General features: G+C 48.6%; 11 protein-coding genes, 4 tRNA genes and 1 rRNA gene. 15 read left to right on the top strand and 1 reads right to left on the bottom strand.

The genetic code is table 11. The features are described 5' to 3' along the window. Positions 1 to 27 precede the first annotated feature (27 nt). The 3 genes from rrf to birA all read left to right on the top strand — a co-directional run bounded on the left by rrf (position 28) and on the right by birA (position 2,433). Positions 28 to 143, top strand: a 5S ribosomal RNA gene (rrf, locus tag A7K98_RS18630). Between the two features lie 293 nt (positions 144 to 436). Then, positions 437 to 1,474, top strand: coding sequence for a UDP-N-acetylmuramate dehydrogenase (murB, locus tag A7K98_RS18625; protein ID WP_087489892.1), 1,038 nt, complete (start codon positions 437 to 439; stop codon positions 1,472 to 1,474). After that, complete coding sequence (gene birA / locus A7K98_RS18620; RefSeq protein ID WP_087489891.1) at positions 1,471 to 2,433, top strand: bifunctional biotin--[acetyl-CoA-carboxylase] ligase/biotin operon repressor BirA; 963 nt, start codon at positions 1,471 to 1,473, stop codon at positions 2,431 to 2,433. The genes murB and birA overlap by 4 nt, the downstream gene beginning before the upstream one ends. Before the next feature lie 60 nt (positions 2,434 to 2,493). Here birA and coaA read toward each other — a convergent pair whose 3' ends face one another. Continuing rightward, the gene (coaA, locus tag A7K98_RS18615; RefSeq protein WP_087489890.1) at positions 2,494 to 3,447 is read right to left on the bottom strand and encodes a type I pantothenate kinase; all 954 of its coding nucleotides are present in this window, start codon (positions 3,445 to 3,447) and stop codon (positions 2,494 to 2,496) included. A gap of 551 nt (positions 3,448 to 3,998) precedes the next feature. On the opposite strand from coaA, the gene A7K98_RS18610 reads away from it, so the two are divergent. The 12 genes from A7K98_RS18610 (at position 3,999) to rpoB (ending at position 13,888) form a co-directional block, all read left to right on the top strand. Further along, positions 3,999 to 4,074 (top strand) — tRNA-Thr (locus A7K98_RS18610). A 9-nt stretch (positions 4,075 to 4,083) separates the two neighbouring features. After that, positions 4,084 to 4,168: transfer RNA gene (locus tag A7K98_RS18605), tRNA-Tyr, on the top strand. 192 nt (positions 4,169 to 4,360) lie between these two features. Beyond that, a tRNA-Gly gene (locus A7K98_RS18600) sits at positions 4,361 to 4,435 on the top strand. Between the two features lie 5 nt (positions 4,436 to 4,440). Continuing rightward, positions 4,441 to 4,516: transfer RNA gene (locus tag A7K98_RS18595), tRNA-Thr, on the top strand. 124 nt (positions 4,517 to 4,640) lie between these two features. Further along, entirely contained in the window at positions 4,641 to 5,825 is a 1,185-nt protein-coding gene (gene tuf, locus A7K98_RS18590; RefSeq protein ID WP_087486823.1) for an elongation factor Tu, read from the top strand. Between the two features lie 226 nt (positions 5,826 to 6,051). Further along, positions 6,052 to 6,435 (top strand): preprotein translocase subunit SecE, encoded by a 384-nt coding sequence (secE, locus tag A7K98_RS18585; protein WP_038024040.1) that lies wholly within the window; start codon positions 6,052 to 6,054, stop codon positions 6,433 to 6,435. A 1-nt stretch (position 6,436) separates the two neighbouring features. Then, entirely contained in the window at positions 6,437 to 6,982 is a 546-nt protein-coding gene (gene nusG, locus A7K98_RS18580; RefSeq protein WP_038024038.1) for a transcription termination/antitermination protein NusG, read from the top strand. A gap of 139 nt (positions 6,983 to 7,121) precedes the next feature. Next, positions 7,122 to 7,550, top strand: a complete 429-nt coding sequence (gene rplK / locus A7K98_RS18575; protein ID WP_038024035.1) for a 50S ribosomal protein L11 — start codon at positions 7,122 to 7,124, stop codon at positions 7,548 to 7,550. Between the two features lie 3 nt (positions 7,551 to 7,553). Continuing rightward, a complete protein-coding gene (rplA, locus tag A7K98_RS18570) occupies positions 7,554 to 8,258 on the top strand; it encodes a 50S ribosomal protein L1 (protein WP_087489889.1) in 705 nt (234 codons plus the stop codon). Positions 8,259 to 8,602: 344 nt separating this feature from the next. Next, positions 8,603 to 9,100 (top strand): 50S ribosomal protein L10, encoded by a 498-nt coding sequence (gene rplJ / locus A7K98_RS18565; RefSeq protein WP_025902281.1) that lies wholly within the window; start codon positions 8,603 to 8,605, stop codon positions 9,098 to 9,100. Positions 9,101 to 9,160: 60 nt separating this feature from the next. Continuing rightward, on the top strand, positions 9,161 to 9,526 hold the full coding sequence (gene rplL, locus A7K98_RS18560) for a 50S ribosomal protein L7/L12 (RefSeq protein WP_038024029.1): 366 nt from the start codon (positions 9,161 to 9,163) through the stop codon (positions 9,524 to 9,526). A 333-nt stretch (positions 9,527 to 9,859) separates the two neighbouring features. Beyond that, positions 9,860 to 13,888 (top strand): DNA-directed RNA polymerase subunit beta, encoded by a 4,029-nt coding sequence (gene rpoB / locus A7K98_RS18555; protein WP_087489888.1) that lies wholly within the window; start codon positions 9,860 to 9,862, stop codon positions 13,886 to 13,888. Positions 13,889 to 13,931 lie beyond the last annotated feature (43 nt).

Genomic DNA, 13,931 nt, shown 5'->3' with positions numbered 1-13,931 from the left:
AGACACAGGACACGGCACCAAGATTTGCCTGGCGGCTAGAGCGCGGTGGTCCCACCTGACCCCATGCCGAACTCAGAAGTGAAACGCCGTAGCGCCGATGGTAGTGTGGGGTCTCCCCATGCGAGAGTAGGGAACTGCCAGGCATCCAATAAGACAGAAAGGCCATCCTGACGGATGGCCTTTTTGCATTTGTACCTATCAAACATGCTATAAATCTCCCTGTATAACCGTCTCTTCCTGTCTGTTTATCCCCACCATCCGGTCATAAAACAGTGATAGCGTCAGCCGGAACAGATCTTTACGGCTGTAAAATTCTTAAGTCTGCGAAAATCATCGTCGTTTCTGATCCTTCCGCCAGTGTCACTGTACGAAAATCATCATTCTGTGGCCTGGATCGGGTAAACTATCTGTCTAATTATTTTGTTAAGGTCAGGATATGCTAAGCCCCACTCATTCACTCAAACCTTTCAATACACTTGGCCTTGAGATCAGTGCTGACGAAATTGTTCTTGCAGCGTCGGCAGAGGAGTTGCTGCAGGCCTGGCAACACAGCCAGGCTTTGGAAAAACCGTTTTTGTTATTGGGTGGTGGAAGCAACGTATTATTTCTTGATGATTTTAAAGGAATAATTGCGGTAAATCAGATCAAAGGAATTACCGTCACCGGATATGACACTGGCTATGAGTTACATGTAGGTGCCGGGGAAAACTGGCACGGGCTGGTGCAATACTGCCTGCAAAACAATATTCCCGGGCTGGAAAATCTGGCCCTGATCCCGGGAGTTGCCGGCTCAGCACCAATTCAGAATATCGGTGCTTACGGAATAGAATTCAAAGATGTATGCCACTATGTGGATGTCCTGAATCTGCGTAGCGGAGAGACGTTCCGTTTAAATTCTCAGGAATGCCTGTTTGGATACCGGGACAGTATCTTTAAACATCAATATCGTGAAGGCTATGCCGTAGTTGCTGTCGGGCTACGTCTCAATAAACAATGGCAACCGGTACTGACTTACGGTGATCTCGTGCGCCTGGATGCTGAAAAAGTTACACCATCAGAGGTGTTTAATTCGGTTTGCAGTATGCGAAAAAGTAAATTACCGGACCCTGCGATTCAGGGAAATGTGGGGAGTTTCTTTAAGAACCCATTGATTAGTGCTGAGCAAGGCGAGCACTTGCTGGGAATATATCCGTCATTACCTCATTATCCGCAGGCTGACGGCACGATAAAACTTGCCGCAGGCTGGCTGATCGATCAGTGCCAGCTCAAAGGCTATGAAATTGGTGGGGCGGCCGTGCATCGCATGCAGGCACTGGTGTTGATTAATCAAAATCATGCACAACCACAAGATATTGTTAAACTTGCGGGATATGTACGGCAAACTGTCGGTGAGAAATTTGATGTTTGGCTGGAACCTGAGGTGAGATTTATTGATGAACTCGGGGAATGCGATGCGGTGGGAGCAATATCATGAAAGATTACACAGTACCGTTAAAAGTCGCAGGCATACTCGCAGACGGAGAGTTTCATTCAGGTGAACAGCTGGGCGACACCTGTGGAATGAGCAGGGCCGCAATAAATCAGCACATCAACACCCTGAAAGGGTGGGGGCTGGATATTTATACCGTAACGGGTAAAGGTTATTGCCTCTCTGCCCCGCTGCAATTACTGAATGCGGAAACTATCCGGCAGAATGTCACAGGTAGCGGTGAAGTGAATGTTATACCGGTCATTGATTCGACTAACCAATATCTGATGGACCGGATGGCTGTGCTTTCTCCGGGAGATACCTGTATTGCCGAGTACCAACAGTCTGGTCGTGGCAGGCGCGGGCGTCAGTGGTTTTCTCCTTTCGGTGCCAATTTATATATGTCTATGTACTGGCGCCTGGAACAAGGTCCTGCAGCTGCAATGGGGCTGAGCCTGGTGGTGGGGATTGTCATGGCTGAGGCACTACAGTCGCTGGGTGCAAAAGATGTCCGGGTTAAATGGCCGAATGACCTGTACCTGAATGATAAAAAACTTGCTGGCATCCTGGTAGAACTGAGTGGGAAAACAGGTGATGTGGCGCATATCGTGATCGGCGCGGGAATAAATCTGATGATGCGTCAGGTGGATGACAGCGTGGTGGGCCAGCAATGGATAAGTTTGCAGGAAGCTGCAATCGATATTGACCGCAATGCCCTGACTGTAGAACTGATTAATACGTTACGTGCAGCATTACAATTGTTTGAAGCTGAAGGTTTAGCTCCATTTATCAGTCGCTGGGCAGCTCTGGATAATTTTATAAACCGGCCGGTGAAATTGATTATCGGTGAAAGGGAAGTTCATGGTATCGCCAGGGGAATTGATAATCGTGGCGGATTGCTACTGGAACAGGATGGTCAGGTAAAACCGTGGGTGGGTGGTGAAATATCGCTACGCGGGCAGTGAATTTTTGATTTTTGTAATTACGGCCGGAAATATTCTGGCCGTAATCAGTGTAAGCACAACTTATTTGCGTAAACGTACTGCATCAACTGCATGATCTTCACTTTTAGTCAGGATCAGGCTTGCCCGCTCACGGGTGGGTAGAATATTTTGCTTCAGATTCTCCCAGTTGATCTCCTTCCATAAATTTCCGGCAATTTCAGTGGCCTCTGAGACCGGTAATTTGGCGTAATTGTGGAAGTAAGAATCCGGATCGGTAAATGCACCTTCACGGAATTTCAGGAAGCGGTTGATATACCAGCGTTCCAGGAGTTGTTCCGGTGCATCTACATAGATTGAGAAATCAACGAAGTCTGAAACAAATACACGATGAGGATCATGCGGATAATCCATCCCGCTCTGAAGAACATTCAGCCCTTCCAGAATTAAAATATCCGGCTGCGATATATGCTTATCACCATCTGGTATCACATCATAAATCAGATGAGAGTAAACCGGTGCGGTGACCTGCTTCTCTCCGGATTTAAGATCAGAAACGAAGCGCACCAGTCTGTGCATATCATAAGACTCAGGGAACCCCTTCCTTTTCATTAAACCCCGTTCTTTGAGAACAGAATTTGGATGCAAAAAGCCATCAGTAGTAATCAGTTCAACTTTCCGGTGCTCGGGCCAGCGACTGAGCAGGGCCTGCAATACACGGGCTGTGGTACTTTTGCCCACAGCAACGCTTCCCGCAATGCTAATGATATAAGGGATTTTCTGCTCATTTTTTCCAAGGAACTGCTCAAGTACAGCCTGACGGCGCAGGTTAGAACTGATATAGAAATTCAGCAAACGTGATAAGGGTAAATAAATCTCTGCAACTTCCTCGAGTGACAGGTCTTCATTTATACCTTTCAGCCTGGCAATGTCCTGGCTGGTTAATGTCATAGGCACCGAGTCACGCAGGGTTGCCCATTGCTCACGAGTGAACTGCAGGTAGGGGGAGGTGGCCAGTGACAAATTGTTTTTATTCATATTCAGGCATCTGACAACAGAGTGATTCGGTTCATCATCGGTACCGGTTGAATGCCATCAGTTGGCCGCAGAACCGTGGTGAAATGTAATAGTTATAAAATAACAGGCTGGAGGTTAACACCAGTGGGCATCAGTAAAAAGTAAAAGATGATCCCTCAGGATTTTTTTGCGTACCAGCCCGGGTAATCTGACATTGTCTGCTAATTTTGGAACAACCGAACTCTGAATATTTGTCGGGTTCCGGAGATTCCTGAGTCAGGGGTTGTTGTCTTTTTAAGCAGTTGATTCAGTGGAAGTAAATAAAACGGCATTTTTATAAAAAATGTTATCTCCGGAGCTGCCGCAAAGAAGCGCTTTCGGCAGGGCTAACGGGTAGTCGTCGGATGGCAGATACAGTCTGTCGGGTAAAATACCACCATTATTTGTTGCTGATTTAAACAGTTATGCCGCGAAAACCCTCATTTTGGGTGAATAGTAAGCGAAGAGAAAAAAAATTAAAATTTGTTGTTGCATCCTGGCGCGGTGCCCCCTAAAATGCGCCTCAACTTGATGCCGACTTAGCTCAGTAGGTAGAGCAACTGACTTGTAATCAGTAGGTCACCAGTTCGATTCCGGTAGTCGGCACCATCAAGTTAAGGTGGGATTCCCGAGCGGCCAAAGGGAGCAGACTGTAAATCTGCCGTCACAGACTTCGAAGGTTCGAATCCTTCTCCCACCACCATCTCAACGCTGTTTGTTGAGTGGGTGTGAAGCAAAAATGCTATCACAGCCTGGTGAAGCAGTAGTGTCACCCCGAGTGTAGACCGGTAGTATTGGTCGAAAGTCGGTCAGTTTATCTGGCAGACTCGAATAATAAGAGAGCCATCTTATTGTTCAAAAGCTACAGAAATATCAGGTAGCAGAGTTCCAGGATGCGGGCATCGTATAATGGCTATTACCTCAGCCTTCCAAGCTGATGATGCGGGTTCGATTCCCGCTGCCCGCTCCAGATGTGCTGATATGGCTCAGTTGGTAGAGCGCACCCTTGGTAAGGGTGAGGTCCCCAGTTCGACTCTGGGTATCAGCACCACTTCTTATATCTCCTCCCTGAAATTTCTGTTATCTAATAAATTCATTTTTTATCAGGCAATCAAACACCTGGTTGATGTGATCATATCACCGACTTATCCGTGTTTTAAAAGGGTTATTATCTAATGGCTAAAGAGCAATTTCAACGTAACAAACCACACGTTAACGTCGGTACTATCGGCCACGTTGACCACGGTAAAACCACTCTGACTGCTGCAATCACTACCGTACTGGCTAAAACCTACGGCGGTGCTGCTCGTGCATTCGACCAGATCGATAACGCACCAGAAGAAAAAGCTCGTGGTATTACCATCAATACTTCACACGTAGAATACGAAACCCCAAGCCGTCACTATGCACACGTTGACTGCCCGGGCCACGCCGACTACGTTAAAAACATGATCACCGGTGCTGCTCAGATGGACGGCGCTATCCTGGTTGTTGCTGCTACTGACGGCCCTATGCCTCAGACCCGTGAGCACATCCTGCTGGGCCGCCAGGTTGGCGTTCCTTACATCATCGTGTTCCTGAACAAGTGTGACATGGTTGATGATGAAGAGCTGCTGGAGCTGGTAGAAATGGAAGTCCGTGACCTGCTGTCACAGTACGATTTCCCAGGCGACGACACTCCAATCGTTCGTGGTTCAGCGCTGAAAGCACTGGAAGGCGACGCAGAGTGGGAAGCTAAAGTTGTTGAACTGGCTGGATTCCTGGATTCTTACATCCCGGAACCACAGCGTGCGATTGACCTGCCATTCCTGCTGCCAATCGAAGACGTATTCTCAATCTCTGGCCGTGGTACTGTTGTTACCGGTCGTGTAGAGCGCGGAATCATCAAAGTTGGTGAAGAAGTTGAAATCGTAGGTATCAAAGATACTGCGAAATCAACCTGTACCGGTGTTGAAATGTTCCGTAAACTGCTTGACCAGGGTCAGGCGGGTGAGAACGTTGGTGTTCTGCTGCGTGGTATCAAACGCGAAGAAATCGAACGTGGTCAGGTCCTGGCAAAACCAGGTTCAATCAAGCCACACACCAAGTTCGAGTCAGAAGTTTATATTCTGTCTAAAGACGAAGGCGGCCGTCATACTCCGTTCTTCAAAGGCTACCGTCCACAGTTCTACTTCCGTACAACTGACGTGACCGGAACCATCGAACTGCCAGAAGGCGTTGAGATGGTAATGCCTGGTGACAACATCAAAATGGTTGTTACCCTGATCCACCCAATCGCGATGGATGACGGTCTGCGTTTCGCAATCCGTGAAGGTGGTCGTACTGTAGGTGCTGGTGTTGTTGCTAAAGTTATCGCTTAATCATCGATAATATTTGACGGCATATACATGAAAAGGGCATCATCTGATGCCCTTTTTGCACGCCGAAACATAGAACCTGACTCATCAGTGATTTTTTTGTGTAAATCATTGCTGAGACAGGCTCTGGTTTGGCGTAAGATATCAGAGGTGCTGTAAAGTATTTCTGGTTTGGATACCTCGCCGAGCGGGGTTTAATGGTTTCTGGATTATTCTGGCAGGTTGGTTTATGAGTGCAAATACCGAAGCTCAGAGGAGCGGGCGCGGCCTGGAAGCAGTTAAGTGGGTGGTCGTTGCTCTCCTGATAATTGTGGCAGTTGCCGGCAATTACTATTATCGCAATGTGAACTTACCTTTACGTGCTCTTGCTGTGGTTGTCATTATCGCGGTAGCCGGAGCAATTGCTCTGCTGACCACGAAAGGGAAGGCTGCGGTAGCGTTTGCTCGTGAAGCCAGAACTGAAGTACGTAAGGTCATCTGGCCTACTCGTCAGGAAACGTTGCAGACCACGTTAATCGTAGCTGCGGTTACCGCCGTAATGTCACTGATTTTGTGGGGGCTGGATGGTATTCTGGTCCGTCTGGTATCGTTTATCACTGGACTGAGGTTCTGAAATGTCTGAAGCTCCAAAAAAACGCTGGTACGTCGTGCAGGCGTTTTCCGGTTTCGAAGGCCGCGTAGCAGTTTCACTGCGTGAGCACATTAAACTGCACAATATGGAAGAACTGTTCGGCGAAGTTATGGTACCGACCGAGGAGATCGTTGAGATCCGTGGTGGTCAGCGCCGTAAGAGTGAGCGTAAATTCTTCCCGGGCTACGTGCTGGTTCAAATGGTGATGGAAGATGCGAGCTGGCACCTGGTGCGTAGCGTACCTCGTGTAATGGGCTTCATTGGCGGGACTTCTGACCGCCCTGCGCCAATCAGCGATAAAGAAGTTGATGCGATTATGAATCGCCTGCAACAGGCTGGTGATAAGCCACGGCCGAAAACCATGTTTGAACCTGGTGAAATGGTCCGCGTTAGCGATGGTCCGTTTGCTGACTTCAACGGTGTGGTGGAAGAGGTGGATTACGAGAAGAGCCGCCTGAAAGTGTCTGTTTCTATCTTCGGCCGTGCAACTCCGGTTGAACTTGACTTTGGTCAGGTAGAAAAAGGCTAATCACGACAGCAACAGATGTCTTGCACAAGGCGCGAAATTAACCTATAATTTCGCGCCTTTTGTTTTTACGCACAGTGTGCGTGGAATAATTATCACGGGAAGCCTTATTTAAGGCGCTATACCCAATTGAGGAAATATCATGGCTAAGAAAGTACAAGCCTATGTCAAACTGCAGGTTGCAGCAGGCATGGCTAACCCAAGTCCACCGGTTGGTCCGGCACTGGGTCAGCAGGGTGTTAACATCATGGAATTCTGTAAAGCGTTCAACGCAAAAACAGAAAGCCTGGAAAAAGGTCTGCCTACTCCGGTTGTTATCACCGTATACAGCGACCGTTCTTTCACCTTCGTTACCAAAACGCCTCCGGCAGCAGTTCTGCTGAAAAAAGCGGCTGGTATCAAGTCTGGTTCCGGTAAGCCGAACAAAGACAAAGTAGGTAAAGTGACGCGTGCTCAGTTGCATGAAATTGCAACGACTAAAGCTGCGGACATGACTGGTGCAGACGTAGATGCGATGGCTCGCTCTATCGAAGGTACTGCGATCTCCATGGGCCTGGTAGTAGAGGATTAATCAATGGCTAAGCTTACCAAGCGCATGCGCGTTATCCGTGACAAAGTAGATGTCACCAAGCAGTACGAAATCAACGAAGCCGTAGCTCTGCTGAAAGAACTGGCAACTGCTAAATTTGTTGAAAGTGTTGATGTTTCTGTAAACCTCGGCATCGATGCTCGTAAATCAGATCAGAACGTGCGTGGCGCGACTGTTCTTCCACATGGTACTGGCCGTAGCGTTCGCGTTGCTGTCTTCGCTCAGGGTGCAAACGCTGAAGCTGCCAAAGCTGCTGGTGCTGAACTGGTAGGTATGGAAGATCTGGCTGATCAGATCAAAAAAGGCGAAATGAACTTTGACGTTGTTATTGCTTCTCCTGATGCAATGCGCGTTGTTGGCCAGTTAGGTCAGGTTCTGGGCCCACGCGGTCTGATGCCTAACCCGAAAGTTGGTACTGTAACTCCTAACGTTGCTGAAGCAGTGAAAAACGCTAAAGCTGGTCAGGTTCGTTACCGTAACGACAAAAACGGCATCATCCACACCACTATCGGTAAAGTTGACTTCGACGCTGACAAACTGAAAGAAAACCTGGAATCTCTGCTGGTTGCGCTGAAAAAAGCTAAACCATCTGCAGCTAAAGGCGTGTACATCAAGAAAGTTAGCCTGTCTACTACCATGGGTGCAGGTGTTGCAGTTGATCAGGCTGGTCTGAACGCTGCTGCGTCTTAAGACCTTGCTTGACGTGGGCGAAAAATTCACCTAGAATTTTCGCCCATTCTTCCTAAAGGAAGAGACCGCGGGAGAGTGTTATCCTCCCGGGTAAGAATTTTCGGTTGGAGCCTGGCCTTATCCAGGCCTCCGTCCAAGACCGCAGGTGTCACTGATAAAACAACCGATTTATCTGTTGTTCTGTCAGAAACTTAATTTCCTGCGTAGACGGTGAGAGAGCCTGAAGAACCTATTCTTTTCTGGATTCTACTCACCGTGTTAGCGTCTGCCAGCTTCGGCTGAAAGACGATGTGAGTTCCGGAGGGGCAACTCTCCGGACTAAAATAATCCAGGAGCAAAAGCTAATGGCATTAAATCTTCAAGACAAACAAGCGATTGTTGCTGAAGTCAGCGAAGTAGCCAAAGGCGCGCTGTCTGCGGTTGTTGCGGATTCCCGTGGCGTTACCGTAGATAAAATGACTGAACTGCGTAAAGCAGGTCGTGAAGCTGGCGTATACATGCGTGTTGTTCGTAACACCCTGCTGCGTCGCGTAGTTGAAGGTACTCCTTTCGAGTGCCTGAAAGACACGTTTGTTGGTCCAACCTTGATTGCATATTCTATGGAACACCCGGGCGCTGCTGCTCGTCTGTTCAAAGATTTCGCGAAAGCGAATGCAAAATTCGAGGTTAAAGCTGCAGCCTTTGAAGGTGAGCTGATCCCAGCCGCTCAAATTGACCGTCTGGCAACGCTGCCGACTTACGAAGAAGCACTGGCACGTCTGATGTCGACCATGAAAGAAGCCGCTGCCGGCAAACTGGTTCGTACTCTGGCCGCTGTACGCGATGCGAAAGAAGCTGCTTAATCGCACTTCACACATCGTTGCTTACGTATAAACTTATTCTGATTCTTAGGAACAATTGTTATGTCTATCACTAAAGACCAAATCCTGGAAGCTGTTGCAGCTATGTCCGTAATGGAAGTAGTTGAGCTGGTTTCTGCAATGGAAGAAAAATTCGGTGTTTCTGCTGCTGCTGCTGTAGCTGTTGCTGCTGGCCCTGCTGAAGCTGCTGAAGAGCAAACTGAATTCGACGTAGTACTGAAAGCTGTTGGCGCTAACAAAGTCGCAGTAATCAAAGCCGTTCGTGGCGCAACTGGTCTGGGCCTGAAAGAAGCTAAAGATCTGGTTGAATCTGCACCGGCTGCAATCAAAGAAGGCATCAGCAAAGACGACGCAGCTGCTCTGGAAGCTGCTCTGAAAGAAGCTGGCGCTGAAGTTGAAATCAAATAAGACAACCCTTTGGGTTGCAGTCTGAGAAGGTTGCAGACTGATGGCTGGTGACTATAATAGTCACCAGCCTTTTTGCGCTAAAAGAGACTCTGTGGGGTTTCGCATTGTTTGTCCACAGCGGTTTCTTCAATATCTTTTTCTATCGACGCCTTAATATACTGCTTTCCCGCGGGGTTCCCTGTCCTGCCAGAGCAATGAAATGATTTAAGAGTGATAGAAAGACGTATTGCACCGTGGGCTCATCTCACGGTCAAAACAGAATAATGTTGCATGATGAACTGTCCTTCAGAACGGACAGCGTGGTTCGACTTGTCAGCGAGCTGAGGAACCCTGATGGTTTACTCCTATACCGAGAAAAAACGTATTCGTAAGGATTTTGGTAAACGTCCACAAGTACTGGACATTCCATATCTCCTGTCTATCCAGCTTGACTCGTTTCAGAAGTTTATCGAGCAAGATCCGGAAGGCCAGTATGGACTGGAAGCTGCATTCCGTTCCGTATTCCCAATTCAGAGCTACAGTGGTAACTCTGAGCTGCAATATGTCAGCTACCGTTTGGGCGAGCCTGTTTTCGATGTTAAAGAATGTCAGATCCGTGGTGTGACGTTCTCTGCACCGCTGCGTGTTAAACTACGTCTGGTCATCTACGAGCGCGAAGCGCCGGAAGGGACCGTAAAAGACATTAAAGAACAAGAAGTCTACATGGGTGAAATTCCACTCATGACAGACAACGGTACCTTTGTTATCAATGGTACTGAGCGCGTTATCGTTTCTCAGCTGCACCGTAGTCCGGGCGTCTTCTTTGACAGCGACAAGGGTAAAACGCACTCTTCCGGTAAAGTGCTGTATAACGCACGTATCATTCCTTACCGTGGTTCATGGCTCGACTTTGAGTTTGACCCGAAAGACAACCTGTTTGTCCGTATCGACCGCCGTCGTAAGCTGCCGGCCACTATTATCCTGCGTGCATTAAACTACACCACTGAACAAATCATCGATCTGTTCTTTGAGAAAGTTGTTTATGAAATTCGCGATAATAAACTGCAGATGGCGCTGGTACCTGAGCGTCTGCGCGGTGAGACTGCCTCTTTTGACCTTGAGTCAAACGGGACTGTCTATGTCGAGAAAGGCCGTCGTATTACTGCCCGTCATATCCGCCAGCTGGAAAAAGATAATGTCCAGCACATCGAAGTTCCGGTTGAATATATTGCCGGTAAAGTCGTTGCGCGTGATTACATTGATGAGAGCACCGGCGAGCTGATCATTGCGGCTAACATGGAATTGTCCATGGATCTGCTGGCCAAACTGAGCCAGGCAGGCCACAAACGTATTGAAACGCTGTTCACCAATGATCTGGACCACGGTCCATACATTTCAGAAACGCTGCGTGTTGACCCAACCAATGACCGTCTGAGTGCACTGGTTGAGATCTACCGCATGATGCGTCCTGGTGAGCCGCCAACGCGTGAAGCTGCAGAGAACCTGTTCGAAAATCTGTTCTTCTCTGAAGATCGTTATGATCTGTCAGCGGTTGGTCGTATGAAGTTCAACCGTTCACTGCTGCGTGATGAAATCGAAGGTGCAGGTATCCTGAGCCACGACGACATCATCCAGGTCATGAAGAAACTGATCGATATCCGTAACGGTATCGGCGAAGTGGATGATATCGACCACCTCGGCAACCGTCGTATTCGTTCTGTCGGTGAAATGGCTGAGAACCAGTTCCGTGTTGGTCTGGTCCGTGTTGAGCGTGCGGTGAAAGAACGTCTGTCTTTAGGCGATCTGGATACCCTGATGCCTCAGGATATGATCAATGCCAAGCCGATTTCTGCAGCAGTAAAAGAGTTCTTTGGTTCAAGCCAGCTGTCACAGTTTATGGACCAGAACAACCCGCTGTCTGAAATTACGCACAAACGTCGTATTTCTGCACTGGGCCCGGGCGGTCTGACACGTGAACGTGCAGGCTTCGAAGTTCGAGACGTACACCCGACTCACTATGGTCGTGTTTGTCCTATCGAAACTCCGGAAGGTCCAAACATCGGTCTGATTAACTCATTGTCTGTTTATGCTCAGACTAACGAGTATGGTTTCCTTGAAACCCCATATCGCCGTGTGATTGACAGCCAGGTAACTGACGAAATTCATTATCTGTCAGCGATTGAAGAAGGTAACTTCGTTATCGCTCAGGCAAACACCAACCTCGACGATAATGGTCTGTTTGTTGATGATCTGGTGACCTGCCGTAACAAAGGCGAGTCTAGCCTGTTCAGCCGTGATCAGGTTGACTACATGGACGTTTCTACTCAACAGGTTGTTTCTGTCGGTGCGTCTCTGATTCCATTCCTGGAACACGATGATGCTAACCGTGCTCTGATGGGTGCGAACATGCAACGTCAGGCTGTACCAACTCTGCGTGCTGATAAGCCGCTGGTAGGTACCGGTATGGAACGTGCTGTAGCGGTTGACTCCGGTGTTACTGCAGTAGCTAAACGTGGCGGTACTGTTCAGTACGTCGATGCATCACGTATCGTTATCAAAGTTAACGAAGACGAAATGTATGCCGGCGAAGCAGGTATCGACATTTATAACCTGACCAAATATACCCGTTCTAACCAGAACACCTGTATCAACCAGATGCCGTGTGTCAACCTGGGCGAGCCTATTGAACGTGGTGATGTGCTGGCTGATGGCCCGTCTACCGATTTAGGTGAACTGGCGTTGGGTCAGAACATGCGCGTGGCATTCATGCCATGGAATGGTTATAACTTCGAAGACTCCATCCTCGTTTCTGAGCGTGTTGTCCAGGAAGACCGTTTCACTACCATCCATATCCAGGAACTGGCCTGTGTGTCCCGTGACACCAAGCTGGGGCCGGAAGAGATTACCGCTGATATCCCTAACGTGGGTGAAGCTGCACTCTCTAAACTGGATGAATCCGGTATTGTTTACATCGGTGCGGAAGTGACCGGTGGCGATATCCTGGTCGGTAAAGTGACACCTAAAGGTGAAACTCAGCTGACTCCGGAAGAAAAACTGTTGCGTGCTATCTTCGGTGAGAAAGCCTCTGACGTTAAAGATTCTTCTCTGCGTGTACCTAACGGTGTATCAGGGACAGTTATCGATGTTCAGGTCTTTACCCGTGATGGCGTAGAAAAAGACAAACGTGCGCTGGAAATTGAAGAGATGCAGCTGAAGCAGGCTAAGAAAGACCTGACTGAAGAACTGCAGATCCTCGAAGCTGGCCTGTTCACTCGTATTCATAGCGTCCTGATCGCAGGCGGTATTGAAGCTGAGAAACTGGACAAGCTGTCACGTGAACGCTGGCTGGAACTGGGCCTGACTGATGAAGAGAAACAGAATCAGTTAGAGCAGTTGGCTGAACAGTACGACGAGCTGAAGCACGAGTTTGAGAAAAAACTTGAAGCTAAGCGCCGTAAAATCACTCAGGGCGATGATCTGGCACCAGGCGTGCTGAAAATCGTTAAGGTCTACCTGGCGGTTAAACGTCAGATCCAGCCTGGTGATAAAATGGCAGGTCGCCACGGGAACAAAGGTGTTATCTCTAAGATCAACCCGATCGAAGATATGCCTTACGATGAAAACGGTACTCCGGTAGACATCGTACTGAACCCACTGGGCGTACCATCGCGTATGAACATCGGTCAGATTCTGGAAACCCACCTGGGAATGGCAGCAAAAGGGATTGGTGACAAAATCAATGCCATGCTGAAACAGCAACAGGATGTGACCAGACTGCGTGAGTTTATCCAGCGTGCTTATGACCTGGGTTCAGATACCCGTCAGAATGTCGACCTGAACACTTTCTCAGACGATGAAGTAATGCGTCTGGCAGAAAACCTGAAGAAAGGGATGCCAATTGCGACCCCGGTCTTCGACGGTGCTAAAGAAAGTGAAATCAAAGAGCTGCTGACTCTGGGTGGTATCCCGACTTCAGGTCAGATCACTCTGTTTGATGGTCGTACCGGTGAGCAGTTTGAGCGTCAGGTAACCGTAGGTTACATGTACATGCTGAAACTGAACCACCTGGTTGATGACAAAATGCATGCGCGTTCTACCGGTTCTTACAGCCTTGTTACTCAGCAGCCGCTGGGTGGTAAAGCTCAGTTCGGTGGTCAGCGCTTCGGTGAGATGGAAGTGTGGGCACTGGAAGCATATGGTGCTGCTTATACCCTGCAGGAAATGCTGACTGTTAAGTCTGATGACGTTAATGGCCGTACCAAGATGTATAAAAACATCGTTGACGGCAACCATCAGATGGAACCAGGCATGCCGGAATCCTTCAACGTATTGTTGAAAGAGATCCGCTCGCTGGGTATCAACATCGAGCTGGAAGACGAGTAAGCACTCGCAGCTGTACAGGTTACAGGGTGTCCGGTAAATCACC

Origin of the sequence: Tatumella citrea, from assembly GCF_002163585.1 — a bacterium.
GTDB classification, from domain to species: domain Bacteria; phylum Pseudomonadota; class Gammaproteobacteria; order Enterobacterales; family Enterobacteriaceae; genus Tatumella; species Tatumella citrea.
The sequence above is the reverse complement of the archived record's forward strand: the minus strand, read 5'-3'. Positions and strand labels throughout refer to the sequence as shown.

Bases quoted from the DNA above. Each gene is read 5' to 3' on its own strand.
- murB (WP_087489892.1), top strand. From the start codon at position 437: ATGCTAAGCCCCACTCATTCACTCAAACCTTTCAATACACTTGGCCTT.
- birA (WP_087489891.1), top strand. From the start codon at position 1,471: ATGAAAGATTACACAGTACCGTTAAAAGTCGCAGGCATACTCGCAGAC.
- coaA (WP_087489890.1), bottom strand. From the start codon at position 3,447: ATGAATAAAAACAATTTGTCACTGGCCACCTCCCCCTACCTGCAGTTC.
- tuf (WP_087486823.1), top strand. From the start codon at position 4,641: ATGGCTAAAGAGCAATTTCAACGTAACAAACCACACGTTAACGTCGGT.
- secE (WP_038024040.1), top strand. From the start codon at position 6,052: ATGAGTGCAAATACCGAAGCTCAGAGGAGCGGGCGCGGCCTGGAAGCA.
- nusG (WP_038024038.1), top strand. From the start codon at position 6,437: ATGTCTGAAGCTCCAAAAAAACGCTGGTACGTCGTGCAGGCGTTTTCC.
- rplK (WP_038024035.1), top strand. From the start codon at position 7,122: ATGGCTAAGAAAGTACAAGCCTATGTCAAACTGCAGGTTGCAGCAGGC.
- rplA (WP_087489889.1), top strand. From the start codon at position 7,554: ATGGCTAAGCTTACCAAGCGCATGCGCGTTATCCGTGACAAAGTAGAT.
- rplJ (WP_025902281.1), top strand. From the start codon at position 8,603: ATGGCATTAAATCTTCAAGACAAACAAGCGATTGTTGCTGAAGTCAGC.
- rplL (WP_038024029.1), top strand. From the start codon at position 9,161: ATGTCTATCACTAAAGACCAAATCCTGGAAGCTGTTGCAGCTATGTCC.
- rpoB (WP_087489888.1), top strand. From the start codon at position 9,860: ATGGTTTACTCCTATACCGAGAAAAAACGTATTCGTAAGGATTTTGGT.